This is a genomic window from Zafaria cholistanensis (genome assembly GCF_008580665.1).
Lineage (GTDB): Bacteria > Actinomycetota > Actinomycetes > Actinomycetales > Micrococcaceae > Zafaria > Zafaria cholistanensis.
Genome location: NZ_BKDJ01000004.1, coordinates 142,881 through 166,923, shown reverse-complemented (window position 1 = coordinate 166,923; position 24,043 = coordinate 142,881). Strand labels below are relative to the sequence as shown.

The following is a 24,043-nucleotide window of genomic DNA, read 5'->3' as shown; positions in this document are numbered from 1 at the left end:
GGGTGTGCCTCCCTACAGGCGGCCGACGATGTCGGCGAGCAGCCGGGAAATCCGCGGCCCGGCGGCCAGGCCGGCCTCGATGACCTCCGCGTGGCTCAGCGGGGCCGGGCTGATCCCGGCGGCGAGGTTGGTGACCAGGGACACACCGAGGACCTCCAGCCCGGCATGGCGGGCGGCAATGGCCTCCAGCGCGGTGGACATGCCCACCAGGTCCGCCCCGATGCGCCGGGCGTACTGGACCTCCGCCGGGGTTTCGTAGTGGGGGCCGGTGAACTGGGCGTACACGCCTTCCTCCAGCGTCGGGTCCACCTCGCGGGCGATGCCGCGCAGGCGCCGGGAGTAGAGGTCCGTGAGGTCCACGAAGGTCGCTCCCTCCAGCGGGGAGGCGGCGGTGAGGTTGATGTGGTCACGGATCAGGACCGGGGTCCCCGCGGGCCAGTCCGGGTTGAGCCCGCCGCACCCGTTGGTCAGCACCACAACGGAGCAGCCGGCGGCGGCGGCGGTGCGCACCCCGTGGGCGACGGCGCGCACGCCCCGGCCCTCGTAGTAGTGGGTGCGGGCTCCCAGCACCAGGACCCGCCGGCCCGCGGGGGTAAGGACCGAGAGAACCGTGCCGGCGTGCCCGGCCACGGTGGGGGGATTGAATCCGGGAAGGTCCGCGGCCTGGAGGGTGTGCGTGGTCTCCCCGAGCAGGCCGGCGGCTCCGCCCCAGCCGGAGCCGAGCACCAGGGCGACGTCGTGGCGGTCGACTCCGGTGCGCCCGGCGATGGCGGCGGCCGCGGCGGAGGCCAGGTCGAACGGGTCGGTTCCGGAGGCGAGGGAGTCGGGGCCGGACAGGCCGGTGCGCAAGTCGTTCACGAATCCAACCTACCCAAGAACGGGGCAGGGGGGGAGCGGTCCGCCGGTGTGCAAGATGCTTCCAAGTGGGGAAGAATGGCTTTCCGTGACCGCACAACATGATTTCAGGACCCATAGGCTCGTCATTCTCGGGGGAGGACCCGGCGGTTATGAGGCCGCCATCGTCGCGGCGCACGCGGGGGCGCAGGTCACGATCGTGGAGCGCCAGGGCATGGGGGGCTCGGCCGTGCTGACGGACGTCGTTCCTTCCAAGACCCTCATCGCCACGGCCGACGCCATGCGGCGCGTGGCCAGCGCCGGAAAGTTTGGGGTCCACATCGGCGCCGGCGCCGGCACCTCGGCCGACCTCGGCGTCGTGAACTCCCGCCTCCTGGCGCTGGCCCAGGACCAGTCCAGCGATATCCGCACCGGCCTGGAGCGCGCCGGGGTGCGCGTGGTCATCGGCGAGGGCCGCCTGCTCTCCGCGCACCGGGTCCATGTGGCCCGCGCCGACGGAACCGAGGTGACGCTGGAGGCCGACGCCGTGCTGCTGGCCGTCGGTGCCAAGGCGCGCGAACTGCCCACGGCCCTGCCCGACGGCGAGCGGATCTTCAACTGGACGCAGATCTACAACCTCAAGGAGGTGCCCGAGCACCTGATCGTGGTCGGCTCGGGCGTTACCGGCGCTGAGTTCGCCTCCGCGTACAACCTGCTGGGCACCAAGGTCACCCTGGTGTCCTCGCGTGACCGCGTCCTCCCCGGCGAGGACGCCGATGCGGCCCAGGTGCTGGAGCAGGTGTTCGAGCGCAACGGCGTGAATGTCATCGCCCGTGCCCGCGCCCAGGCCGTGGACCGCGTCGACGACGGGGTGGTGGTCACCCTGGCCGACGGGCGCACCGTCGAGGGAAGCCACTGCCTGGTGGCCGTCGGCGGCATTCCGAACACCGCCGGCATCGGCCTGGAGGAGGCCGGGATCGACCTCACCGAGAGCGGGCACATCAAGGTCGACGGCGTCTCCCGCACCTCCGTGACGAACGTCTACGCCGCCGGGGACTGCACCGGCGTGTTCGCGCTGGCCTCCGTGGCCGCCATGCAGGGCCGCATCGCCATGGCCCACCTGCTGGGCGACTCGGTCAAGCCGCTCAAGCTTAAGGACGTCTCCGCCAACATCTTCACCAGCCCGGAGATCGCCACGGTCGGGGTCACCGAACGCGAGGTCGCCGAGGGCAAGTACCAGGCGGACATCATCAAGCTGAACCTGCCCACCAACGCGCGCGCGAAGATGATGAACGTCGACGAGGGCTTCGTGAAGATCATTTCCCGCCGCGGTTCCGGTTCGGTGATCGGCGGCGTGGTGGTGGCCCCCCGGGCCTCGGAGCTGATCTTCCCGATCGCCCTGGCGGTGCACAAGCGCCTGCACGTGGACGACCTCGCGGAGACCTTTACCGTCTATCCGTCGCTGACCGGGTCCATCTCGGAGGCGGCCCGCCGCCTCCACGTGCACATCTAGGCTGCCGGAACCCAGGGGACCGCCGCGCCGCGCGCCGGTCCCCTGTCCCGCCGCCGCTTTTGGCCGGGGCTTCGCGTCCCGTCCATCATTCGGACCGATTTGTCCGGCATTCGGAACACAGCTGTAGACTTTTGGGGAAATCGAGGGTATACGCCCGCACCACTTCCGAAAGAGAACACCCAGTGCCAACCGCTGTCACCGCTTCGAAGGCCGCGAAGAAGAACACGCCCGGACGCGTGATCTTCGCGAGCCTGATCGGTACCACGATCGAGTTCTACGACTTCTACGCGTACGCCACCGCCTCCGTGCTGGTCTTCCCGGCGCTGTTCTTCCCGAACGCCACGGACATCAACGCCATCCTCAGCGCCTTCGCGATCTTCGGTGTCGCGTTCGTCGCCCGCCCCCTCGGATCCATCGTCTTCGGCCACTACGGGGACAAGATCGGCCGCAAGGGAACGCTGGTGGCCTCCCTGCTGACCATGGGCATCGCGACCTTCCTGATCGGCTTCCTGCCGGCGGCCACCGGCTCCTTCGTGGTGCTGGCCCCGCTGATGCTGGTGCTGCTGCGCTTCGCCCAGGGCCTGGCCCTCGGCGGCGAATGGTCCGGCGCCGCGCTGCTGGCCACCGAGAACGCCCCGGCCAACAAGCGCGCCATCTACGGCACCTTCCCGCAGCTGGGTGCCCCCATCGGATTCATCATCGCGAACCTGTTCTTCGTGGGCCTGCAGACCTCCCTCACCCCGGAGCAGTTCATGGCCTGGGGCTGGCGCGTGCCGTTCATCCTCTCCGCCGTCATGGTGGCCGTGGGCCTGTGGGTGCGCCTGTCCCTGGTCGAATCCCCGTCCTTCCAGAAGGTCCTCGACCAGGACAAGGTGGAGAAGTCCCCGTTCGCGGCCACCATGAAGAAGCACTGGCGCCCCACCCTGGCCGGCACCTTCATCATGCTCGCCACCTACGTGCTGTTCTACCTGATGACCTCCTTCACCCTGACCTACGGCACGGCCCCGGCCACCGTCGAGCAGGCGGCCGCAGCCGCCGCCGCCAAGGGCAAGGAGTTCACCGCGGCCCAGGCGGAGGCGTTCGTGCCCGGCCTGGGCATCGCCCGACCGGAGTTCCTCACCATGCTGATCATCGGGGTGGTTTTCTTCGGCCTCTTCACCGTGGCTTCCGGCCCGCTGGCCGAGAAGTTCGGCCGCCGCCGGTTCCTGATTTGGGTGACCACGGCCATCGGCGCGTTCGGCGGGGCCTGGACCCTCATGTTCGGTCCCGGCCAGGGTGCGGCAATGGTCGGCCTGATCGTCGGCTTCGCCCTGATGGGCCTCACGTTCGGCCCCATGGCGGCCATCCTGCCCGAACTCTTCCCCTCCAACGTCCGCTACACCGGTTCGGCGGTCGCCTACAACATGTCCTCCGTGATTGGCGCGGCCCCGGCCTCTTTCGTGGCCATCGCGCTGTGGCAGGCCGGCGGCGGCAGCACCGTGTGGGTTGGCCTCTACCTGGCACTCGGCGCCGTCCTGACCCTGGCCGCGCTGTTCATGACCAAGGAAACCCGCGACGTGGCCTACGAGGACAACGTGGCCTAGTCCGGTCCGGGCAGCAAAGACGGCGGCGGGGCCCACCCCTGGTGGGCCCCGCCGCCGTTGGCGTTCCGGGATGGTCCGGTGCGGACCTAGTCGGCGATCGAAGCCAGCACGGTCCCCGCGGAGACCGTGTCGCCGGCCGTGGCGCTGAGTCCGCTGACCACGCCTGCCTTGTGGGCGGTCAGCGGCTGTTCCATCTTCATGGCCTCCAGGACCACGATCAGGTCGCCCTCCGCGACGGTGTCGCCGTCGCTGACCGCGACCTTGACGATCGTGCCCTGCATGGGCGAGGTCAGGTCATCGCCGGAGGCGGTGCCGGCGGGCCCGCCGGCGCGCGCGGCGCGCTTCTTCTTGGCCTTGCCGTTGGAGCGCGGTCCCGGGCCCAGCCCCAGCCCTGCCGGGAGCACGACCTCCAGGCGCTTGCCGGCGACCTCGACGGTGACGCGCTGCTGCCCGCCGTCTTCGTCCGGATCCGCTGCGCCGTTGGGGGACCACGGCTCGATCCCGTTGCGGAACTCCGTTTCGATCCAGCGGGTGTGGACGGAGAAGGGGCCCTCGTCCGGAACGAATGCCGGGTCCGCCATGACGGCGCGGTGGAAGGGCACCACGGTGGGCATGCCCTCGATGACCAGCTCGTCCAGCGCGCGGCGGGCCCGCTGGGCGGCCTGGGCGCGGGTGGCGCCGGTGACGATCAGCTTGGCGATCATGGAGTCGAAGCTGCCGGAGACGGACTCGCCCTCCTCGACGCCGGAGTCCACGCGCACGCCCGGTCCGGTGGGAAGCTTCAGGGTGGAGATGGTGCCCGGAGCCGGCATGAAGTTGCGTCCGGCGTCCTCGCCGTTGATGCGGAACTCGAAGGAGTGGCCGCGGATCTCCGGATCGGTGTAGCCGAGCTCCTCCCCGCGCGCCAGGCGGAACTGCTCGCGGACCAGGTCAATGCCGGTGACCTCCTCGGAAACCGGGTGCTCCACCTGCAGGCGGGTGTTGACCTCGAGGAAGGAGATCACGCCGTCCTGGCCGACGAGGAACTCGCAGGTGCCCGCGCCGACGTAGCCGGCCTCCTTGAGGATGGCCTTGGAGGCGGCGTAGAGGCGCTCGTTCTGCTCCGCGCTCAGGAACGGGGCCGGGGCCTCCTCGACCAGCTTCTGGTTGCGGCGCTGCAGCGAGCAGTCGCGGGTGGAGACCACCACGACGTTGCCGAACGCGTCGGCCAGGCACTGGGTTTCCACGTGCCGGGGGGCATCCAGGAAACGCTCAATGAAGCATTCGCCGCGTCCAAACGCGGCGGTGGCCTCGCGGACCGCGGATTCGTAGAGCTCGGGGATCTCCTCGCGCACCCGCACCACCTTGATGCCGCGGCCGCCACCGCCATAGGCGGCCTTGACGGCCAGGGGCAGCCCGTGGGCGTCCGCGAAGTCCAGGACTTCCTGGGTGCCGGTGACCGGGTTCTTGGTGCCGGGGACCAGCGGGGCCCCGACCTTCTCGGCGATGTGGCGGGCCTGGACCTTGTCGCCCAGCTTGGCGATGGCGTCCGGGGACGGGCCGATCCATGTCAGGCCGGCGTCGATGACCTTCTGCGCGAACTCGGCGTTCTCGGAAAGGAAGCCGTAGCCGGGGTGGATGGCGTCGGCGCCGGAGCGGGCCGCCGCTTCGAGGATCCTGTCCATGACCAGGTAGGAATCGGCGGCAGTGCTGCCGCCGAGCGCGTACGCCTCGTCGGCGAGGCGGACATGCAGGGCGTCCCGGTCCGGCTCCGCGTAGACCGCAACGGATGCGATGCCCTCGTCGCGGGCGGCGCGGATTACGCGCACCGCAATCTCGCCGCGGTTGGCAATAAGGACCTTGGTCAGCTGACTCATGGCAGGGGTGTCTCCTTCACTGTGCTGACTTGGAGCCTACCGGGATTGTGGGGTTCCCACGCCCCAACCCCTGTGCGGCGGACGCGACCGGCAAAAATTCTGTAGGTTCCCTACAAAATCCGGCCCGCAGGCCCGTGCGTCCCCGGCATCGGAGCCGTGGGCCCGGCCACATCCGCGGACGGCCCCTACTCCCAGAGGTCGGTGACGGAGAGCCGGGCCGATTCCAGCAGCCTGCGCAAAGTGGAGACCGAAAGGCCCACCACCGTATGCGGGTCGCCTTCCACCTTGCGCAGGAACGCCGCCCCGCGACCGTCGATGGTGAAGCCGCCGGCGCACGGCAGGGGCTCGCCGGTGGCCACGTAGGCCTCGATCTCGGCGTCGGAGACCTGCTCGAAGTACACCGCGGCGGAGGAGACCGCCCCCACCGTGGCGCCCGTGCCGCCGTCGTCCTCCTCGGTGCTGCGGTTGTCCACCAGCCAGTGGCCGGTGTGCAGGATCCCGGACTTGCCGCGCATCGCCTGCCAGCGCGCGGTGGCGGCCTCGGCTGTGTGCGGCTTGCCGTAGGCGGCGCCCTCGAACTCGAACACCGAGTCGCAGCCCAGGACCACCGCCCCGTCCGCATCCTCGAGCGCGGCCACGGCCTCGGCCTTGGCGCGGGCCAGCAGCAGGGCGGTGTCGGCCGGATCGAGGTCGCCGAAGCGTTCGGCGGCCGCGGCCACCGCCGCGTCCTCGTCCACTTCGGAGACGATCACCTGGAAGCCGATGCCGGCATCGGCCAGGATGCGGGCGCGCCCGGGCGAGGCGGAGGCCAGGACCAGCAGGGGCAGGTCATCGGGGTCGGACGGGGTGGAACCGGATGCGGTGGATTCGCTCATGCATCCACCGTATCCCGTGGCCGCTCCGGCTCCAGCCTGGCTCCCTCGACGTCTACGTCCGGCACGATCCGGTCAAGCCAGCGCGGGATGTACCAGGCGTGCCCGCCGAGCAGGTGCATGGCGGCCGGGATGATGGTCATGCGCACGATGAACGCGTCAATCAGCACGCCCACGGCGAGCGAGAACCCAATGGCACGCATCATCGTCAGGTGCGCGAACACGAACCCGGCGAACACGCTGGCCATGATCAGGGCCGCCGCGGTCACCACCGGCGCCGCGTGGGCGAAGCCGGAGCGCACGGCGACCCGGGCGGGCTGGCCGTGGGCGTAGGACTCACGCATGCCCGAGACCAGGAACACCTGGTAGTCCATGGCCAGCCCGAAGAGGATGCCGGTGAGCAGGATCGGCAGGAAGCTCATGATCGGGCCCGGGGTATGGACGCCGAACACGGCGCCCAGCCATCCCCACTGGTACACCGCGACGGTTGCGCCGAACGCGGCGGCCAGGGACAGCAGGAACCCGGCGGTGGCCAGCAACGGCACCACCACCGACCGGAACACCAGCAGCAGCAGGACCAGCGACAGGCCCACGACGATGCCCAGGTACGGGGGCAGGGCCTGGGCGAGCTTGGCCGACACGTCGACCTGGATGGCGACCTGGCCGGTGAGCGAGATTGCCGAGCCCGTCTCCGCCTCGATCTGTGCGGCGGAACCGCGCAGCGTGTGCACCAGCTCCTCCGTAGCCCCGCTGGCCGGCCCGTCCTGCGGGATGACCTGGATGACACCAACGGTGTTGGCCTGGTTGGTGTCCACGGGTACCGCGGCCACGACGCCGGGAACCTGGCGCAGCCGCTCGGCCAGGTCCAGGCTGGCGGCCTCGGCACCGGCGGCGTCCAGCCCTGCGGGCAGGTCGGCGACCACCATGACGGGGCCGTTGTGGCCCGCGCCGAAGCGGTCGCTCATCAGTTCGTAGGCCTGCAGCGCGCTGGAACCCTCGGGTTCGGCGCTGCCGTCGGGCAGCGCGGTGCGCAGGCTCGCGGCGGGCACGGCCGCCAGGCCCAGCAGCAGGATCCCGGCCGCCGCGAACACCCACGGGCGGCGGGTGACCACTGCGCCCCAGCCGCGGGCGCCGTCAGCGTTCGCCTGCCGGGAAGGGCCGGCCGCCGCCCTGGCCCAGGCGCGCCGGGAAACCAGCCGGGTGCCGATGATGCCCAGCACCGCCGGAGTCAGCGTCAGGGAGATGACCACGGACACCGCCACGGTGAACGCGGCCGAATAGCCCAGGACGGCCAGGAACGGCAGTCCCGGAACCGCGAGCGCCGCCAGGGCAACCACCACGGTCAGGCCGGCGAAGACGACGGCGTTGCCGCTGGTTCCGGTGGCGCGGCCGATCGACTCCTCCATGGCCATGCCCTCCAACAGTTGGCGGCGGTGGCGGTACACGATGAACAGCGAGTAGTCGATGCCCACCGCCAGGCCCAGCATCAGGGCCAGCGCAGGAGTGATGGAGGCCATCTCGACCACGCTGGACAGGGCGAGGGTGCCGCCCACGCCCGCTCCGACGCCCAGCACGGCCATCAGCAGCGGCAGGCCCGCGGCCACCAGGGTGCCCAGCATGGCCAGCAGGACCGCGGCGGCGATGGCCAGGCCGATCACCTCGGCGGGGCCGAAAACGGAGGAGAGGTCCTGGACGATCTCCTTGGAGTAATAGACCTCCACGCCCTCGTCGAGGGGGGCGGCGGCGATCGTCTTAATCCGTTCGCGGGTGTCCGTGCCCAGCGCGTCAGCTGATCCGGTGAACGTCAGGTAGGCCGCGGCGGTGGTGCCGTCCGCGGAGATGAAACGCATGCCGGCCGTGGAGGCCGCCTTGCGCTCGCCGAGGACCAGCTCCTGCTCGCCGCCGGCCAGCTCCGCTTCGCCGTCGGCGAGCTTATGTTCCGCCTCCGGGATTTCGGCAGCCTTCTCCTGAAGCGTCTTCGCGCCCTCCTCGAGCCTGGCTTCGTTTCGGGTGACGGCCTCCGCGGCCGCGATCAGCCTGCCCTCGTGGGCGGCGAGGGCGGCCGCGCCGGCGTCGAGCCGGGCCTGGCCCGCGGCGATCCGGGCTGCTGCGGCATCGAGCTTGCTCCGCTGGACGGCGAGGGTGGCGGCGCCGGCATCGAGCTGTTTCTTGGAGGCGGCCAGGGTCTTCCGCCCGGCGGCCAGTTCGGCCTCCTTGGAGGCCAGGGTCCTCCGCCCGGCGGCCAGCTCGGTGGCGGCGCCGTCCAGCTTCGCTTTGGCGGCGTCGAGCTGGGCGAGCCCCCCGACGGCGCGGTCAATCTCCTTTTGGGAAGCGGCGAGCGCCGAACGCTGTTCGCCCATCCGGGCCGGGGTTGGCAGTTGGGCGCGGGAGCTGTCGATGGCGGCCTGGCGGGCGGCACGTTCCGGCGGATCCGGCGAGGCGTCCGCGTCCAGGGCGGCCTGCTGCCGGTCAAGATCCCTGTGGGCGGCCTCGGCCTGATCGAGTTGGGCCCTGCCGTCGTCGACTGCCTGGCGGGCGGACGTGAGGGAGGCCAGGAACTCCGCCCGGGTCTTGCCTCCGAGCAGCCGGCCCATCCCCGCGTCGTACTGCGCCCGCCCGGCCTCGATCTCCCTCCCGCTGGCGGCGAGGGTCTTCCTGGCGGCGGCGAGCTGCCTGGCGGCGTCCGCGAGGCGGGCGGCACCGGCGTCGTACGTGCGCCGGCCGGCGGTGAGTTCGGCCTGGCCGGCCTCCAGCTTGGCCCGGCCTGCCGCGATGTCCTTCCCGGCGCCGGCCAGTTCGGCACGGCCGGCGTCGGCCTCGGACTTGGCGGCCTGCAACTGCGCCCGGCCGTCCCCGATCTCCTCCTTGCCCTGCTCCAGCTGCTCGCGGCCGGCCCGGATCTCCTCCTCGCCCTGCGCCAGCTGTTCCCTGCCCTGCTCCAGCTGCCGCCGTCCCTCGGCGAGTTCGGCGCGTGCGTCGGCCAGCTGGCGGCGGGCCTCGGCCAGCCTGGCCGGAGCCGAATCCATCTCCGCCTGCAGGTGGAAGGGGTCGGTGACCGAGGCCACGTCCTCCAGCTCCCCCAAGCGGGCGAGGGCACTTTGCACGGCGGCCGCCTGGGCGGGGGTGAAAGCGGTGCCGTCAGCGGTCCGGTAGAGGACGGACCCGGTCCCGCCGGCCAGTTCGGGCAGTTCCGCCTTGAGCCGGTCCAGCGTCTGCTGGCTGGCCGCGCCGGGGATGCTGAAGCTGTTGCTCAGGGTGCCCATGAACGCCCCGGCACTGGCACCGATGGCCAGCAGCGCCACGGTCCAGGCGGCCACGAAACGCCAGCGGCGGCGGTAGGCCAGCCGGCCCAGGCGGTACAGGAAGCGCGCCATGGCTCAGGCCCTTCGCCCGCCGGCGCCGGAGGCCGGGATCTGCAGGTGGGGGAAGCCGTCGCGCAGCAGGGCCAGCGCCTCGATGAGGTGGCCCTGGAGGGCCGCCATGGAGGCGTCGGAGAGGTCTCCGGCGTGGCCGCGGGCCCACTGGGCAAAGGCGGCCCGGCCGGCCCCGACGATCGCGTGGGCAAACACCACGGCTTCGAAGCCGTTGTGCGCGGGAATGCGCTCGCGGAGGGAGTCCACCAGGTGGTCCGCGCAGTCATCCCAGGCCTGCAGCTGCAGGCGGTCCAGCCGGGGGTTGCCCGCGGCGAGCACGAACAGTTCGGCCACCGGTGCCAGCAGGCGCCGTTCGGCCAGGGACTGCATGGCCTGGACGGACGCCGCCACGACGGTAAGCCCCGGGGGCAGTGCGTCCATGCGCTGCAGGGCGTGGTCCAGGAACCGTTCCACGGGCACGTTCAACGCGGCCTCGACGGAGGGGAAATAGTTGAAGAAGGTGCGCCGTGAGACTCCGGCGGCCTCGGCGATCCGCTCGGCGGTGACCGCCTCGCTGCCGCCGGAACGGAGCAGGTCCAGCGCGGCGTCGGCGATGGCGGCCCGCACGGCGGCTTTGTTCAGTTCGCGGCGGGAGGCGGGGCCAGTGGACGGGCTCATGAATTTACACTAAGTGCAAGTTTGCACTGCGTGCAATTCTTTTCCGGTGCCGGAAGCGGCAGTGGCGCCGCCCCCTGCGGTCAGGGGACGGCGCCACTGGAGCGGAACGGGAACCCGTGCTGTGCCCGCTGAAGGCCAGCGGTGCCCGGCGAAGGTTAGCGCTGTTCGGCGGAGGTTATTAGCGCTGCGCGGCCCCGGCGTCCCGGGAGGCTGCCTCAAGGGCAGAAGAGGGGGCCGCGGTGGCGGACTCGTCGGCGAAGGGGGTGCCGTTGCGGGGAGCGTTGTAGAGCGCCTCGTCGAGGATGCCCTCGCGCTTGGCCACGATCGCCGGCACCAGCGCCTGGCCGGCGACGTTCACCGCGGTGCGGCCCATGTCCAGGATCGGGTCCACCGCCAGCAGGAGCCCAACGCCGGCCAGCGGCAGGCCCAGGGTGGACAGGGTGAGGGTCAGCATCACGACGGCGCCGGTGGTGCCCGCGGTGGCCGCGGAGCCGAGCACGGAAACCAGTGCGATCAGCAGGTAGCTGCCCAGGTCCAGGTCGATGCCGAAGAACTGGGCGACGAAGATCGCCGAGATGGCCGGGTAGATCGAGGCGCAGCCGTCCATCTTGGTGGTGGCGCCCAGCGGCACGGCGAAGGCCGCGTAGCCGGAGGGCACGCCCAGGTTACGCTCGGTGACGCGCTGGGTGAGCGGCAGCGTGCCGATCGAGGAGCGGGAGACGAAGGCCAGCTGCACCGCCGGCCACACCCCGGAGAAGTACTGGCGCACGCTCAGGCCGTGGAGCCTCACCAATACCGGGTAGAGCGCGAACAGCACCAGGGCCAGGCCCGCGTAGACGGCGGCGGTGAACTTGCCCAGGGCGCCGATGGTGTCCCAGCCATAGGAGGCCGTGGCGTTACCGATCAGGCCCACCGTGCCGATGGGGGCGATGCGGATGATCCACCACAGCACCTTCTGGATCACGGCCAGGGTCGAGGCGCTGAAGGCCAGGAAGGGTTCGGCCGCCTTGCCGACCTTGAGTGCGGCAACGCCGACCGCGATGGCGATGACCAGCACCTGCAGCACGTTGAAGCTCACCGAGGTGGAGACCGACCCGGCCTCGGAAACGCTCGAACTGGCGCCCAGGCCCAGGAAGTTGGAGGGAATGAGCCCGGTGAGGAAGGCCCACCAGTCGCCGGTTTTCCCTGAGTAGTCCTCCGGCGCCGGTTGGCCGGTGTTGGCTCCGGGGCGGAACACCAGGCCCAGGGTGATGCCGACGACCACCGAGGCGAAAGCGGTGATGGCGAACCACAACAGGGTCTTCCAGGCCAGCCGGGCGGCGTTGGCGACCTGGGAGAGGTTGGCGATCGAGGCGACGACGGCGAAGAACACCAGCGGGATCACCGCAGAGCGCAGCAGGCTTACGTAGCTGGAGCCGATCGTGGCCAGCGTCTCGCCCAGGGCGGTGGGGGTGTCCGGGGTGTGGCCGGACTGGCGGGCCAGCAGGCCCAGGGCAACGCCAAGGACCAGGGCGGCGATGATCTGCGGCCCGAAGGAGGTCATCCAGCGGGGCACGCGCGTGGTCGGGGTGGGGGAGGCTGTAGTCACCCGTCGACGCTAGGCGTGGAGCCCATAGCATTCCGAGTCCGTGTTGAGAAATGTGACGTCACGGGAGGCGGGCGCCCCCGGGTCCCACGGCGCGCGATCGGCGGGAATCCGCGGCACGGGCGCCCGCGGGCCGCGGGCCCGTGTGACAAACCTCTCCGGCCCCCGGGCGGGTCCGGAGAGGTTCGGCGGCGCTGCCCTCAGCCCTGCGGCAGGAGGGCCCGGCGCAGCGTGTCCAGGCCCACCGAGCCCAGGCCCAGCGCCTCGCTGTGGAAGGCCTTCAGGTCGAAGCCCTCGCCCTCGGCACGGCGGCGGGCATCGCGGATCTGCTCCCACAGGCGCTGGCCGACCTTGTAGGCCGGGGCCTGCCCGGGCCATCCGAGGTAGCGGGCGAACTCGAAGTTCAGTTGCCCCTCGGAGATATCCAGGTGCCGGGCGAGGAAGTCATAGCCCTTCTGCGCGGTCCAGGTGCCCTCGCCCCACCGGGAGGGCACTTCGAGCTCCAGGTGGACGCCGATGTCGAAGACCACCCGCGCCGCGCGCATCCGTTGCATGTCCAGCATCCCCATGTGGTCCCCCGGGTCGGCGAGGAAGCCCAGGTCCAGCATCAGCCGCTCTGCGTACAGCGCCCAGCCCTCGCCGTGGCCGGACACCCAGCAGGCGTGCCGGCGCCAGTCGTTGAGCGTGTCCTTGCGGTAGGTGGCCGTGCCGACCTGCAGGTGGTGGCCGGGGACGCCCTCGTGGTACACGGTGGTGGTTTCCGCCCAAGTGGTGAAATCGTCCTCGCCCGCGGGTACGGACCACCACATGCGGCCAGGCCGGGAAAAGTCGTCGGAGGGACCGGTGTAGTAGATGCCGCCCTCCTGGGTGGGGGCGATCAGGCATTCGAGGCGGTCCATCGGGGCGGGGATGTCGAAGTGCACGTCCCGGAGCGCGGCGATCGCGGCATCCGACTTGTCCTGCATCCACTGCCTCAGCGCCTCGGTGCCCTTCAGCTGGCGGGCGGGGTCGGCATTGAGGACGGCCTTGGCCTCCTCGATGGTTGCCCCCGGCCTGACCTGTCCCGCGACCTTCTCCTGTTCGGCGATCAGCCGGTCCAGTTCCTCCACGCCCCAGTGGTAGGTCTCCTCCAGGTCCACCGTCGCGCCGAGGAAGAGCCGGGACGTCAGGGCGTAGTACTCGCGGCCCACGGCGTCCTTCTCCGGGGCCGACGGATGCAGTTCGGCGCGCAGGAAACGGGCGAAGGACCGGTAGGCCCCGGCGGCCAGGGCCGCGCCCTCGGCCAGGTCCGCGGACAGCGCGGCCGGCAGCCCGCCGCCGCCCGCCACCGCGGCGCCCGAAGCGAGCGTGTGGAAGAAGCCGTCCTCCGTGGCGTAGCCGCTGGCCTGCCCGGCGACGATCTCCACCTGGCGCCGGGCGGCGACTTTGCCCAGCGCCAGGCTGTGGCGCAGCGACTCGGTGTATCCGGCCAGGGCGGCCGGCACGTTGCGCAGCCGGCCGGCGATGTGGCCCCACTGCTCCACGGTGTCCCGGGGCATCAGGTCGAAGATCGCGCGGATCCCCTGGGCGGGGCAGGCGATGTTGTTCAGTTCGGTGATGCCGGTGGCGATGATCTCCAGCTCCAGCCCCAGCCGTTCGCGCATCGCGTCCAGGGTGGTGGCGTCGGTCGCGTCCGCCGGCTCCTGGTTCTCCAGCGCGGCCAGGGCCCCTCGGGCGGCCTCGGCCCGGGCCGCGGTGCCGGCGGGGGAGTAGTCCCCGTACCCGGTCTCATGGCCGGGCAGGCCCAGGCTGGTGGCGAACTCCGGGGAAAGCTCCAGGAGGCGGGCGAAGTGCCGGTTCGCGATCGCATCGATGGCGGTGGGCACCCGCGGGGTGCCGGCTGCGGCGTTGGTCATGGTCCGAGCCTACCCGGGCGTGAAAGTGTTGTTTGGGAATTGGGGGTTACCGCTCCGTGCTGGCCGCTTGGGAGGAGTTCGGCGGCGACCCCGCCTCCCCCGGGGATGGCGAACCTCGGGCCAGGCCCCTGCTGCACCTGGCCCACGGGGTCTTCGCCGACAGTGCCACCCCAACAGGCGGGCCGTTCCCGGCGGACACCCTGGAGGCCGGGTTCGCCACCGCCTCCGGCGGGGTGGTCCAAACGCCCACGGTGTACCGGGGGGCCGGTTCCGCCACACCGGGGCGGACGGCTGGCGGATCGTGGAACTGCCCTACAGCAACGGGTTCCTCATGCGGCTGGCCCTGCCGCCCCAGGGCGTGGCCCCGACGGCCGGAGCGGACACGCTGGCCTCCCTGGACGCGGCCGCGGAGGCCGCCCCCTCCGGGGAGCTGAGGGTGGGCCTGCCCCGGTTCGGGGTCAACGGGACGGTGCAGCTGCTTCCGGTGCTCAAGGCCCTGGGGCTGGAGCGCACCCTGGGACCCGAACCGGACCTGGACGCGATCCGGCCCGGTGCCGTGGTGACCGGGATCGCCCGGGGCGGGGACACGCGCACCGGCCTGCCACTGTGACTGGGCGCCTGTTCCCGGGCACCTGTTCCCGGGCACCGTGGGCGATCCGCGCTGAGCCCCTCCTCCGGCGCGCCGGCCCCCGGGAGGGCTCCCTAGGCCCTGCCGCTGCGCCAGGCGCCGGGCATGGTGGCCATCTGGCGGCCGCGGCGGAAGCCGCGGCGGACCTGCTCGCCGCGGGTGGGCGCGGCGGGTTCGGGCTCGGTCCCGGACTGCAGGCAGAGCACGACGGCGGCCAGCGCCGCGATTTCCTCCGGCGTCGGGTTGCCGCGTTCGACGCGGAAGAGCGGTTCTGGCTGCGTGTCCGTGGTGGCCACTGCGTCCTCCTTAGAGCGGGATGTTGCCGTGCTTTTTGGCCGGGAGCGAGGCGTGCTTGTCGCGCAGCGCGCGCAGCCCCCGCACGATCTGCAGGCGCGTCTCCGCCGGGGCGATCACCGCGTCGATGTAGCCGAGCTCCGCCGCCTGGTAGGGGTTGAGCAGCTCCGCCTCGTATCCTTCGATGATCTCGGTGCGGCGGGCCTCGACGTCTCCGCCGGCCGCCTCCACTTCGGCCAGGTCGCGGCGGTAGAGGATGTTGACCGCGCCCTGGGCGCCCATGACGCCGATCTGGGCGGTGGGCCAGGCCAGGTTCAGGTCGGCGCCGAGCTTTTTGGAGCCCATCACGATGTAGGCGCCGCCGTAGGCCTTGCGGGTGATCACGGTCAGCTTCGGCACGGTGGCCTCCGCGTAGGCGAACAGCAGCTTGGCGCCGCGGCGGATGATGCCCTGGAATTCCTGGTCCTTGCCGGGCAGGAAGCCGGGCACGTCGACCAGGGTCAGGATCGGGATGTTGAAGGCGTCGCAGTGGCGCACGAAGCGGGCGGCCTTCTCCGAGGCGGCGATGTCCAGGGTGCCGGCGAACTGCATCGGCTGGTTGGCGACGATTCCCACGGTACGGCCCTCGACGCGGGCGTAGCCGATCAGCACGTTGGGGGCGTAGAGGGACTGCATCTCCAGGAAATGGCCGTCGTCGACGACGTGCCCGATGACCGTGCGCATGTCGTAGGGCTGGTTGGCCGAGTCGGGGATGAGCGCATCCAGCTCCAGGTCCGCAGCCGTGAGGTGCAGTTCCTCCTCGAAGCCCATCAGCGGGGCCTCCGCCATGTTGTTGGAGGGCAGGAAGTCCAGCAGCTCCTTGACGAACTCGATCGCGTCCGATTCGTCGCTGGCCAGGTACGTGGCGGTGCCGGTGGTGGTGTTGTGCTGGCGGGCGCCGCCCAGGGTCTCCATGTCCACCTCCTCGCCGGTCACCGTCTTGATGACGTCCGGCCCGGTGATGAACATGTGGCTGGTCTTATCCACCATGACCACGTAGTCGGTCAGGGCGGGGGAGTAGGCCGCGCCGCCGGCGCACGGGCCCATAATCAGGGAAATCTGCGGGACGACCCCGGAGGAGTGCACGTTGTTGCGGAAGATGTCAGCGAACATCGCCAGCGAGGCGACGCCCTCCTGGATGCGCGCGCCGCCGCCGTCGTTGATGCCCACCACGGGGCAGCCGTTGCGCAGCGCGAACTCCTGGACCTTGACGATCTTCTCGCCGTTGACCTGGCTCAGGGAACCGCCGTAGACGGTGAAGTCCTGGGAGTACACGGCCACCAGGCGCCCGTCCACCGTGCCGTAGCCGGATACGACGCCATCGCCGAGCGGGCGCTTCTTGGCCATGCCAAAGGCGGTGGTCCGGTGCACCGCCAGGGCGTCGAACTCGACGAAGGAGCCCTCATCCAGCAGCAGGTCGATGCGCTCGCGGGCCGTGTTCTTCCCGCGGGCGTGCTGCCGGTCCACGGCCTCCTGCCCGGAGGGAAGCAGCGACAGGGCCTGCCGGCGCCGGAACTCCGCGATCTTGCCCGCCGTGGTGGACAAGTCGATCGCTTCGCCGGTCTGGTCGGTGCGGCTCTCTGCCATGCGGTGGACTCCCGTCTGGGTGGGTTTAGTGGGAATGGCACAACCATCGTGCCAACTCAGCCAGTCTAATGAGGTGGTTCGGGCCCCTAGGTGTAGGAATCCTACAAAAACGTCCCCCGCGGCTCGGCCATGCCCCGGGAAGCCGACCCCCCCACGGGGACGCGCAGCGAACTGTCGGGCACCGCCCGTAGGCTGGATGCATGACCAACCCCGGCCCGGACGCGGGCCCCCTTCCCGTTCCGCCAGCTTCCCGGCCGCCAATTTCCCCGCCGCCGGTCCCTGCGCTTCCGGCGACCGTTTCGCCGGAAGCGGCTGCGCCGCTGCGTGTTCCCCTGGATGGCCCCGCCCTGCGCGCCCGGCTGCTGGCGCCGTCGGGCCCCTACGCGCGGATCGAGACGGTGGAAGCCACCGGATCCACGAACGAGGACCTTGCCCGGGCCGCGGCGGCCGACCCGGACGCCTGGCCGGACCTGTCCGTGCTCGCCACGGACTTCCAGTCGGCCGGCCGGGGCCGGCTGGACCGCGTGTGGCAGGCCCCGCCGTGCTCTTCGCTGGCCGTGAGCGTGCTGTTCCGCCCCGGGGCGCCCGACGGCTCCGCGCTGCCGCACACCGCCTACGCCTGGCTCTCGCTGCTGTGCGCCGTGGCGCTGGCCGACACGCTGCGCGAGGAGGCGGGGGTCGAGGCCGCGGTCAAATGGCCCAACGACGTCCTGGCCGGCGGCAGGAAAATCTCCGGCATCCTGGCCCGGCTGGTGCCGCTGGACCCGGCTCCGGCCGTGGTGGTGGGCACGGGCGTCAACATCAGCCTCACCGCCGACGAACTGCCCGCGCCGACGGCCACCAGCCTGCTGCTGGAGGGCTCGCGGCACGGCACCACCGAGGTGCTCGCCGGATTCCTGCGCCGCGTCGGCCGCTACTACACGGCCTTCGTGGCGGCCGGGGGTGATCCGGAGGTGCCGCTGGAGGGGGTGTTTCAGTCCGGGATGGCCCACGGAGGGGCTCCGGCCGGGCTGCGCGCCCTCGTGGCCGCGCGCATGGCCACGCTCGGCGCCCGGGTCCGGGCCGAGCTGCCCGGGGGCCGGTTCCTGGAGGGGACCGCCACGGCGCTGGCGCCCGACGGGGCGCTGGTGGTGCGCGACGACGCCGGCGGGTTGCACCCGGTCCTGGCCGGGGACGTCGTCCACCTCCGGCGGGCCGACGGCCGGTACGCCTAGTCCGGTCCGCCCAGTCCGGTCCGCCCAGTCCGTTCCGCCCAGTCCGGTCCGCCCGGCTCCGTCCGCGGGGCCGCGACACCGGCCCGCAAAACCTAAAATCGACCATGGAATTCCCCAACCGGCCCGAAGGAGGTGCGGCATGCGGCTTAGGCTCGCCGACGGCGAACGCGTGATCGTCAAGACCCGCGCGCACCGCCGCGTGCTGCTGGGTCCGTCCATCGCGCTGCTGCTGGTCTCGGCGGCGACCGGCTACGTCACCGGACTGCTGGGCCGCACCGGCCTTCCCGGGCCGTTGGAGAGGGCCCTGCCCTTCCTGCAGGCGGCGGTTCCGGTCACGGCCCTGGTCCTGGTGCTGGCCTGGTGCGTGGTCCCGCTGGTGCGCTGGGTCACGACCTGGACCTACCTGACCAACCGCCGCCTCGTGGTGCGCCGGGGAATGGCCGGCCGGGAGCAGTGGGAGTTGCCGCTGGTGCTGGTGCGGGGCATCGACGTCAAGCAGTCCATGGCCCAGCGCGGCTCCGGCGCGGGAAGCCTGGTGCTGCATGCCGGTGGCCGGCCCAACGTGCTGGCGAACATGCCCGCCGTGCACCGCTTCGCCGAGCTCGTGACCGACGCAATCGAGGGGCCCCGGTGGCCTGCCCCGCTACATGGTGTAGAAATTGAAGGGGACCCGAACACGGATTGGATGGGCAATGGTTGATGGCACGGAGGCGGATGGCGCGCGCCCTCCCCGCACCGCGCCCCTGCCGGTGCTCAGCCAGGCCGCCGGCCCGGAGACGCGCGCCCTGCCGCTGGCGCAGGCGCTGGCCCGCGAGGCCACCCGCAACGACGCCCGCGAACTCGAGCGCCGCCTGCTGGGCGCCGAGCGCACCATGCGCCGCCGCGAAGTCGCTGCCGCCGCGGGGATCTCCCTGCTCAGCGCCCGCAAGCTGTGGCGGGCCATGGGCTTCCCGAACCTCGGGGACGAGGAGGTGGCCTTCACCACCGTCGACCTCGACGCCCTGCTGACGATCGTCGAGAAGGTCCGCGACGGCTCCCTCTCCGAGGAGGCCGCGATCTCCATCACCCGCTCGATCGGCCAGATGACGGACCGGATGGTGGTGTGGCAGCTCGAGGCCATGGTCGAGGACATGATCCAGAACGAGGGGCTTGGGGACCGCGAGGCCCGGCGCGCGCTGCTGGAGCGGCTCCCGAACCTGATCGATGCGATGGAGAAGGTCCTGGTCTACTCATGGCGCCGCCAGCTCAATGCGGCGGTGCAGCGCATGGTGGTCCGTCCGGTCACCGGACCGGCGGTTCCGGCCGGCCACGAGGGGTTCGAGGACGACGCCCCGCTGCCGCTGGCCCGAGCCGTCGGATTCGCCGACCTGGTCTCCTACACCTCGCTGTCCCGCCGGATGAACGAGCGCACGCTGGCGCAGCTGGTGCAGCGCTTCGAGAACAAGTGCGCGGAGATCATTTCCGTCGGGGGCGGGCGCCTGGTGAAGACCGTCGGGGACGAGGTGCTGTACGTGGCCGACACCCCCGAGGCCGGGGCGCAGATCTCCCTGGCCCTGGCCAAGGAGTTCCAGGAGGACGAGTTCCTCCCCAACGCCCGCGTGGCCATGGTGTGGGGCCGCGTGCTCTCCCGCTTGGGGGACATCTACGGCCCCACGGTGAATCTGGCTGCCCGCCTGACCTCCCTCGCGGAGCCGGGTACCGTGCTGACCGACTCGCTGACCGCCGCGGCGCTGGCTGACGACCCCCGGTTCGTGCTGATCCCGCAGGAAACGACGTCGGTGCGCGGCTTCGGGGACGTAAACCCCGTGGTCCTCGCGCCCGGCGAGGGCCGCGGACTGGTGGTCGATTAGGGCCGGAACCCCCGACCCGTCCGCCCGCCCGGAGCCGTGGGGACACTCATGCGGCAAGATAGTGCCTGTGAGTGAGACCCCGCTGAACGAGTCAGTCCTGAACGAGTCCCAGGAAGCCGTCCCGGCCGGCGACGTCCGCGCCGAGTACGAGCGGCTGGTCGACGACGTGCGCCGGTACCGGTTCGCCTACTACAACGAGGACGCCCCGCTGGTTTCCGACGCCGAATTCGACCTGCTCTACCGGCGCCTGGAGGAGCTTGAGCAGCTGCACCCGGAGATCGTCGCCAACGATTCCCCGACCCAGGAGGTCGGCGGCGAGGTGTCCGCCGCGTTCGCCCCCGTTGTCCACCTCAGCCGCATGTACTCGCTGGAGGATGTGTTCTCCCTGGAGGAGCTGGAGGCCTGGGTGGAGAGGGCCTCCGCCAACGCTGCGGTGCAGGCCCCGGAGAAGGGGTTGCGCTGGCTCGCGGAGGTCAAGATTGACGGCCTGGCGGTGAACCTGCTGTACCGCGACGGCCAGCTGGTGCGCGCCGCTACCCGCGGCGACGGCACCACCGGGGAGGACGTCACCCACAACGTGCTCACCATCAAGGACATCCCGCAGCGCCTGGCCGGCACCGGCTGGCCCTCCGAGGTGGAGATCCGCGGAGAGATCTTCATCGCCTCCCAAGGCTTCCTGGAGCTCAACGAGCAGATGGTTTCGGAGGGCAGGGCCCCCTTCGCCAACCCGCGAAACGCGGCGGCCGGCTCGCTGCGCCAGAAGGACCCGGCCGTCACCGCCCGCCGGCCGCTGAGCATGTTCGTGCACGGCATCGGCGCCCGGGAAGGACTGTCCGCGGCCAGCCAGTCCGAAGCCTACGGGCTGCTGCGCGACTGGGGCCTGCCGGTCAGCCCGTACTTCAAGGTGCTGGACAGCTATCAGGAGGTGCTGGACTTCATCGGGCACTACGGGCAGCACCGGCATGACCTGCTGCACGAGATCGACGGCATCGTCGTCAAGGTGGACGACTTCGGACTGCAGCGGGCCCTGGGACACACCTCCCGGGTGCCGCGGTGGGCGGTGGCCTACAAGTACCCGCCGGAGGAGGTCCACACCAAGCTGCTGGACATCCGCGTCAACGTCGGGCGCACCGGCCGGGTCACCCCCTACGCCGTGATGGAGCCGGTGAAAGTGGCCGGTTCCACGGTGGAAATGGCCACCCTGCACAACCAGGACGTGGTCAAGGCCAAGGGCGTCAAGATCGGCGACATCGTGGTGCTGCGCAAGGCCGGGGACGTCATTCCCGAAATCGTCGGACCGGTGGTGTCCCTGCGCGATGCACAGGACCCGCCGGTGCGGGACTTCGTGATGCCCGTGCTGTGCCCCTCGTGCGGCACCCCGCTCGCCCCGGCCAAGGAGGGCGACGTCGACATCCGCTGCCCCAATGCGCGTTCGTGCCCGTCGCAGCTGCGCGAGCGCGTCTTCCACCTGGCGGGCCGGGGCGCTTTCGACGTCGAGGCCCTGGGCTGGGAGGCCGCCATTGCCCTCACCTCGGGGCCGGGCCCGGATCCGGCGACCATCGGAGGGCACCCGAGTCCGCAGGGCCCCGGAGTGCTGACGGACGAATCCCGTATTTTCGAGCTCGCGGAGGACTACCCCGATCCGGCCCTGCGCGAGGCGCTGGCCGGGGTCAAGGTCTGGCGGGAAAAGCGGTCCCGGGGTGCCGGCACCGGCCAGTGGGAGCTCGTGCCGTACTTTTGGACCAAGCCGACGGCAAAGAGCCCCTCGAAGCCGTCCGCCACCACGGAAAAGCTTTTCCGGGAGCTGCAGAAGGCCAGGACCCAGCCGCTCTGGCGCGTGCTGGTGGCCCTGTCCATCCGCCACGTCGGTCCCACCGCTTCGCGGGCGCTGGCCACGGCCTTCCGCAGCATGGACGCGATCCGCGCCGCGTCCGAGGAGGAGCTGGCCCACGTGGACGGGGTGGGCCCGACCATTGCCGCCTCGCTAATCGAGTGGTTCGCCGTGGACTGGCATGTGGAGATCCTGGAGCGCTGGAAGGAAGCCGGCGTGCGCATGGAGGACGAAGTGGACGAGAACATGCCGCGCACGCTGGAGGGCCTGACGGTGGTGGTGACCGGCACGCTGCCTGATTTCAGCCGCGACGAGGCCAAGGAGGCCATCATCGTGCGCGGCGGCAAGGCCTCCGGCTCCGTGTCGAAGAAGACCAGCTACGTGGTGGCCGGGGACGCCGCCGGATCCAAGCTGGACAAGGCGGTCTCGCTGGGAATCCCGGTCCTGGACGAGGACGGCTTCCGCCTGCTCCTGGAGCGGGGCCCGGACGCCGTCGCCGAGCCCGCAAGTGACGGGGAAGCCCCCCCAAAAGACGTGGAAGCCCACGCAGAAGAAACGGAGACCCGCGCATGAGCGGCACCACCCCCGACCACGCCAGCGAAGGCGCCCCCGCGGCGGAGCCCGGCGCCCCCACGGTTGCCGAACTGCTGGCCATTGCCCGCGCCGCGGCGGCAGCCGGCGCCGCCGTGCTGGCCCAGCGCCGCGGCCTGCACGTGAACGCCGCCACCAAGTCCGCCGCCGGGGACTGGGTCACCGAATTCGACCGCCGCGCCGAGGATGCGGTGCGCGACGTCATCCGCGCCGCCCGCCCGGACGACGAGATTTCCGGGGAGGAGTACGGCACCAGCGTGCCCGCCAACCCCACCGCCTACCGCTGGTCGATCGACCCGCTCGACGGCACCGTGAACTTCGTGCGCGGCATCGCCTACTATGCGACGTCCGTCGCGGTCGCCGGCCCCGCGCCCGAGGCGCCGGGGGAAATAGTCTGGCTCGCCGGCGTCGTGCAGGCCCCGGCGCTCGGGCGCACCTACTGGGCCTCGCGCGGGGCCGGGGCCTGGCTGCTGGACGAGCAGTTCGTCGGGGACCTCCCCGACGGGCAGATGCACGACGACGGCGGCACGGCCCCCGTGGGCATCCGCCGCCTGACGGGACCGGACCCGGAGACCGACGGGCGCCTGATCGCCACCGGCTTCGGCTACGACCCCGACCGCCGCCAGCTGCAGGTCGGGGCCCTGAACCTGCTGCTGCCCGGCTTCGCGAACATCCGCCGGCTCGGCTCCGCCGCGCTGGACCTGTGCTTCGTGGCCGACGGGACGCTGGACGCCTACGCCGAGTACGGCACCCAGGAGTACGACTGGGCCGCCGGCGCCCTGGTGGCCGAGGAGGCCGGCTGCGCGGTGCTGCGTCCGCGCGTGGAGCCGGGCTGGTCCGCCGTGGGGGACGTCGATTTCGACACCCTGCAGCGCTGGACCGACCACCTGTGAGCGGACCCGCCCGCAACGGGGCCGCGGCGGACGGTGCCGGCGCGCACGGATCCTCCCGCGCCGCCGTCGTCGTGCGGGACGCGGTGCCCGCGGACTACGGCGAGATCGCGCGGATCACGGTGGCGGCCTACCTGGCCGCCGGGCACTTCGACGACCCCGACGCCCCCTACGTGCGCCACATGCGCAAGGTGGCCGAACGCCACGCCCGGACGGACGTGTGGGTGGCCGAGCGGGAGGGCCGGATCGTCGGCTCGCTCACCCTGGCCCGGCACGGCAACGAGTACGCGGACATCGCCCGCGAGGACGAACTCGAGGTCCGGATGCTCGTGGTGGACCCGGACGTCCAGCGCTCCGGCGCCGGCCGCGCCCTGATCGGGGCCGTGCTCGAGCGCGCCCGCGCGACGCCGGGGATCGCCGCCGTCAGCCTGACCACCGGCACCGACTGGCACGCCGCCCACGCGCTGTACGGCTCGGTGGGGTTCCGCCGGGCTCCCGAACGCGACTGGCACGTCCCCGGAACCGACATCCTGCTGCACGTCTACGTCCTGGTCCTCTGAGCCGCCCCACCGACGGCGCCGTCGGTGGGGCGGACGGTGCGCGCATAGAATGGTGGGGATAACCGCCCACCCACTTTCACGGGGAGATACATGTCTGCCATCAGCCGTGAGGACGTCGCGCACCTCGCCCGGCTTGCCCACATCGAGATGAGCGATGCCGAGCTGGACAAGATGACCGGCGAACTCGGCGTCATCGTCGATGCCATCGCAAGCGTGAGCGAGGCCGCCGGAGCCGACGTGCCCGCCACCAGCCACCCCATCCCGCTGGCCAACGTGTTCCGCGAGGACGTGGTCGGCGAGACCCTCACGGTGGAGCAGGTGCTGCAGAACGCCCCCGACTCCGAGGACTCCCGCTTCAAGGTCCCCGCCATCCTGGACGAGGAGTAAAAC

19 protein-coding genes are annotated in these 24,043 nt (G+C 71.6%); 10 read left to right on the top strand and 9 right to left on the bottom strand.

The features are described 5' to 3' along the window. Positions 1 to 12: 12 nt before the first annotated feature. Positions 13 to 849, bottom strand: a complete 837-nt coding sequence (locus tag NCCP_RS05735; RefSeq protein WP_225873706.1) for a purine-nucleoside phosphorylase — start codon at positions 847 to 849, stop codon at positions 13 to 15. 94 nt (positions 850 to 943) lie between these two features. On the opposite strand from NCCP_RS05735, the gene NCCP_RS05730 reads away from it, so the two are divergent. Then, positions 944 to 2,347, top strand: a complete 1,404-nt coding sequence (locus NCCP_RS05730) for an NAD(P)H-quinone dehydrogenase (RefSeq protein WP_149956277.1) — start codon at positions 944 to 946, stop codon at positions 2,345 to 2,347. A gap of 182 nt (positions 2,348 to 2,529) precedes the next feature. Beyond that, positions 2,530 to 3,930, top strand: a complete 1,401-nt coding sequence (locus tag NCCP_RS05725; RefSeq protein ID WP_149956276.1) for an MFS transporter — start codon at positions 2,530 to 2,532, stop codon at positions 3,928 to 3,930. A gap of 86 nt (positions 3,931 to 4,016) precedes the next feature. Here the strand turns inward: NCCP_RS05725 and NCCP_RS05720 are convergent, their stop codons facing one another. From NCCP_RS05720 to NCCP_RS05695, 6 genes are all read right to left on the bottom strand, one after another. Next, a complete protein-coding gene (locus tag NCCP_RS05720; RefSeq protein ID WP_149956275.1) occupies positions 4,017 to 5,786 on the bottom strand; it encodes an acetyl/propionyl/methylcrotonyl-CoA carboxylase subunit alpha in 1,770 nt (589 codons plus the stop codon). 185 nt (positions 5,787 to 5,971) lie between these two features. Then, positions 5,972 to 6,661, bottom strand: coding sequence for a Maf family protein (locus NCCP_RS05715; RefSeq protein ID WP_414727707.1), 690 nt, complete (start codon positions 6,659 to 6,661; stop codon positions 5,972 to 5,974). After that, positions 6,658 to 10,032 carry an MMPL family transporter gene (locus NCCP_RS05710; RefSeq protein WP_149956274.1) on the bottom strand — a complete coding sequence of 1,125 codons (3,375 nt, stop codon included), beginning with the start codon at positions 10,030 to 10,032 and terminating at the stop codon, positions 6,658 to 6,660. The genes NCCP_RS05715 and NCCP_RS05710 overlap by 4 nt, the downstream gene beginning before the upstream one ends. Positions 10,033 to 10,035: 3 nt before the next feature. Beyond that, positions 10,036 to 10,689 carry a TetR family transcriptional regulator gene (locus NCCP_RS05705; RefSeq protein ID WP_149956273.1) on the bottom strand — a complete coding sequence of 218 codons (654 nt, stop codon included), beginning with the start codon at positions 10,687 to 10,689 and terminating at the stop codon, positions 10,036 to 10,038. Between the two features lie 178 nt (positions 10,690 to 10,867). Next, on the bottom strand, positions 10,868 to 12,232 hold the full coding sequence (locus NCCP_RS05700) for a dicarboxylate/amino acid:cation symporter (RefSeq protein ID WP_149956339.1): 1,365 nt from the start codon (positions 12,230 to 12,232) through the stop codon (positions 10,868 to 10,870). 242 nt (positions 12,233 to 12,474) lie between these two features. After that, positions 12,475 to 14,169, bottom strand: coding sequence for a DUF885 domain-containing protein (locus NCCP_RS05695; RefSeq protein ID WP_149956272.1), 1,695 nt, complete (start codon positions 14,167 to 14,169; stop codon positions 12,475 to 12,477). On the opposite strand from NCCP_RS05695, the gene NCCP_RS15540 reads away from it, so the two are divergent. Beyond that, positions 14,126 to 14,779: a serpin family protein gene (locus NCCP_RS15540; protein WP_149956271.1), complete on the top strand. Its 654-nt coding sequence runs from the start codon at positions 14,126 to 14,128 to the stop codon at positions 14,777 to 14,779. The genes NCCP_RS05695 and NCCP_RS15540 overlap by 44 nt on opposite strands. Before the next feature lie 92 nt (positions 14,780 to 14,871). On the opposite strand, the gene NCCP_RS05685 is transcribed toward NCCP_RS15540, so the two are convergent. Continuing rightward, positions 14,872 to 15,093 carry an acyl-CoA carboxylase subunit epsilon gene (locus NCCP_RS05685; RefSeq protein ID WP_149956270.1) on the bottom strand — a complete coding sequence of 74 codons (222 nt, stop codon included), beginning with the start codon at positions 15,091 to 15,093 and terminating at the stop codon, positions 14,872 to 14,874. A 10-nt stretch (positions 15,094 to 15,103) separates the two neighbouring features. After that, positions 15,104 to 16,717 carry an acyl-CoA carboxylase subunit beta gene (locus NCCP_RS05680; RefSeq protein ID WP_149956269.1) on the bottom strand — a complete coding sequence of 538 codons (1,614 nt, stop codon included), beginning with the start codon at positions 16,715 to 16,717 and terminating at the stop codon, positions 15,104 to 15,106. 200 nt (positions 16,718 to 16,917) lie between these two features. Here NCCP_RS05680 and NCCP_RS05675 point away from each other — a divergent pair, with 200 nt between their 5' ends. From NCCP_RS05675 to gatC, 7 genes are all read left to right on the top strand, one after another. Further along, positions 16,918 to 17,931 (top strand): biotin--[acetyl-CoA-carboxylase] ligase, encoded by a 1,014-nt coding sequence (locus NCCP_RS05675; protein ID WP_149956268.1) that lies wholly within the window; start codon positions 16,918 to 16,920, stop codon positions 17,929 to 17,931. A gap of 139 nt (positions 17,932 to 18,070) precedes the next feature. Then, complete coding sequence (locus NCCP_RS05670) at positions 18,071 to 18,631, top strand: PH domain-containing protein (RefSeq protein WP_149956267.1); 561 nt, start codon at positions 18,071 to 18,073, stop codon at positions 18,629 to 18,631. Next, on the top strand, positions 18,624 to 19,781 hold the full coding sequence (locus NCCP_RS05665) for an adenylate/guanylate cyclase domain-containing protein (RefSeq protein ID WP_149956266.1): 1,158 nt from the start codon (positions 18,624 to 18,626) through the stop codon (positions 19,779 to 19,781). Before NCCP_RS05670 ends, NCCP_RS05665 begins: the two co-directional genes overlap by 8 nt. Before the next feature lie 61 nt (positions 19,782 to 19,842). Next, positions 19,843 to 22,185, top strand: a complete 2,343-nt coding sequence (gene ligA, locus NCCP_RS05660) for an NAD-dependent DNA ligase LigA (protein WP_414727706.1) — start codon at positions 19,843 to 19,845, stop codon at positions 22,183 to 22,185. Then, positions 22,182 to 23,096 (top strand): inositol monophosphatase family protein, encoded by a 915-nt coding sequence (locus NCCP_RS05655; RefSeq protein ID WP_149956264.1) that lies wholly within the window; start codon positions 22,182 to 22,184, stop codon positions 23,094 to 23,096. Before ligA ends, NCCP_RS05655 begins: the two co-directional genes overlap by 4 nt. Beyond that, the gene (locus NCCP_RS05650) at positions 23,093 to 23,653 is read left to right on the top strand and encodes a GNAT family N-acetyltransferase (protein WP_149956263.1); all 561 of its coding nucleotides are present in this window, start codon (positions 23,093 to 23,095) and stop codon (positions 23,651 to 23,653) included. The genes NCCP_RS05655 and NCCP_RS05650 overlap by 4 nt, the downstream gene beginning before the upstream one ends. A gap of 90 nt (positions 23,654 to 23,743) precedes the next feature. Further along, positions 23,744 to 24,040 (top strand): Asp-tRNA(Asn)/Glu-tRNA(Gln) amidotransferase subunit GatC, encoded by a 297-nt coding sequence (gatC, locus tag NCCP_RS05645; RefSeq protein ID WP_149956262.1) that lies wholly within the window; start codon positions 23,744 to 23,746, stop codon positions 24,038 to 24,040. Positions 24,041 to 24,043: the final 3 nt, after the last annotated feature.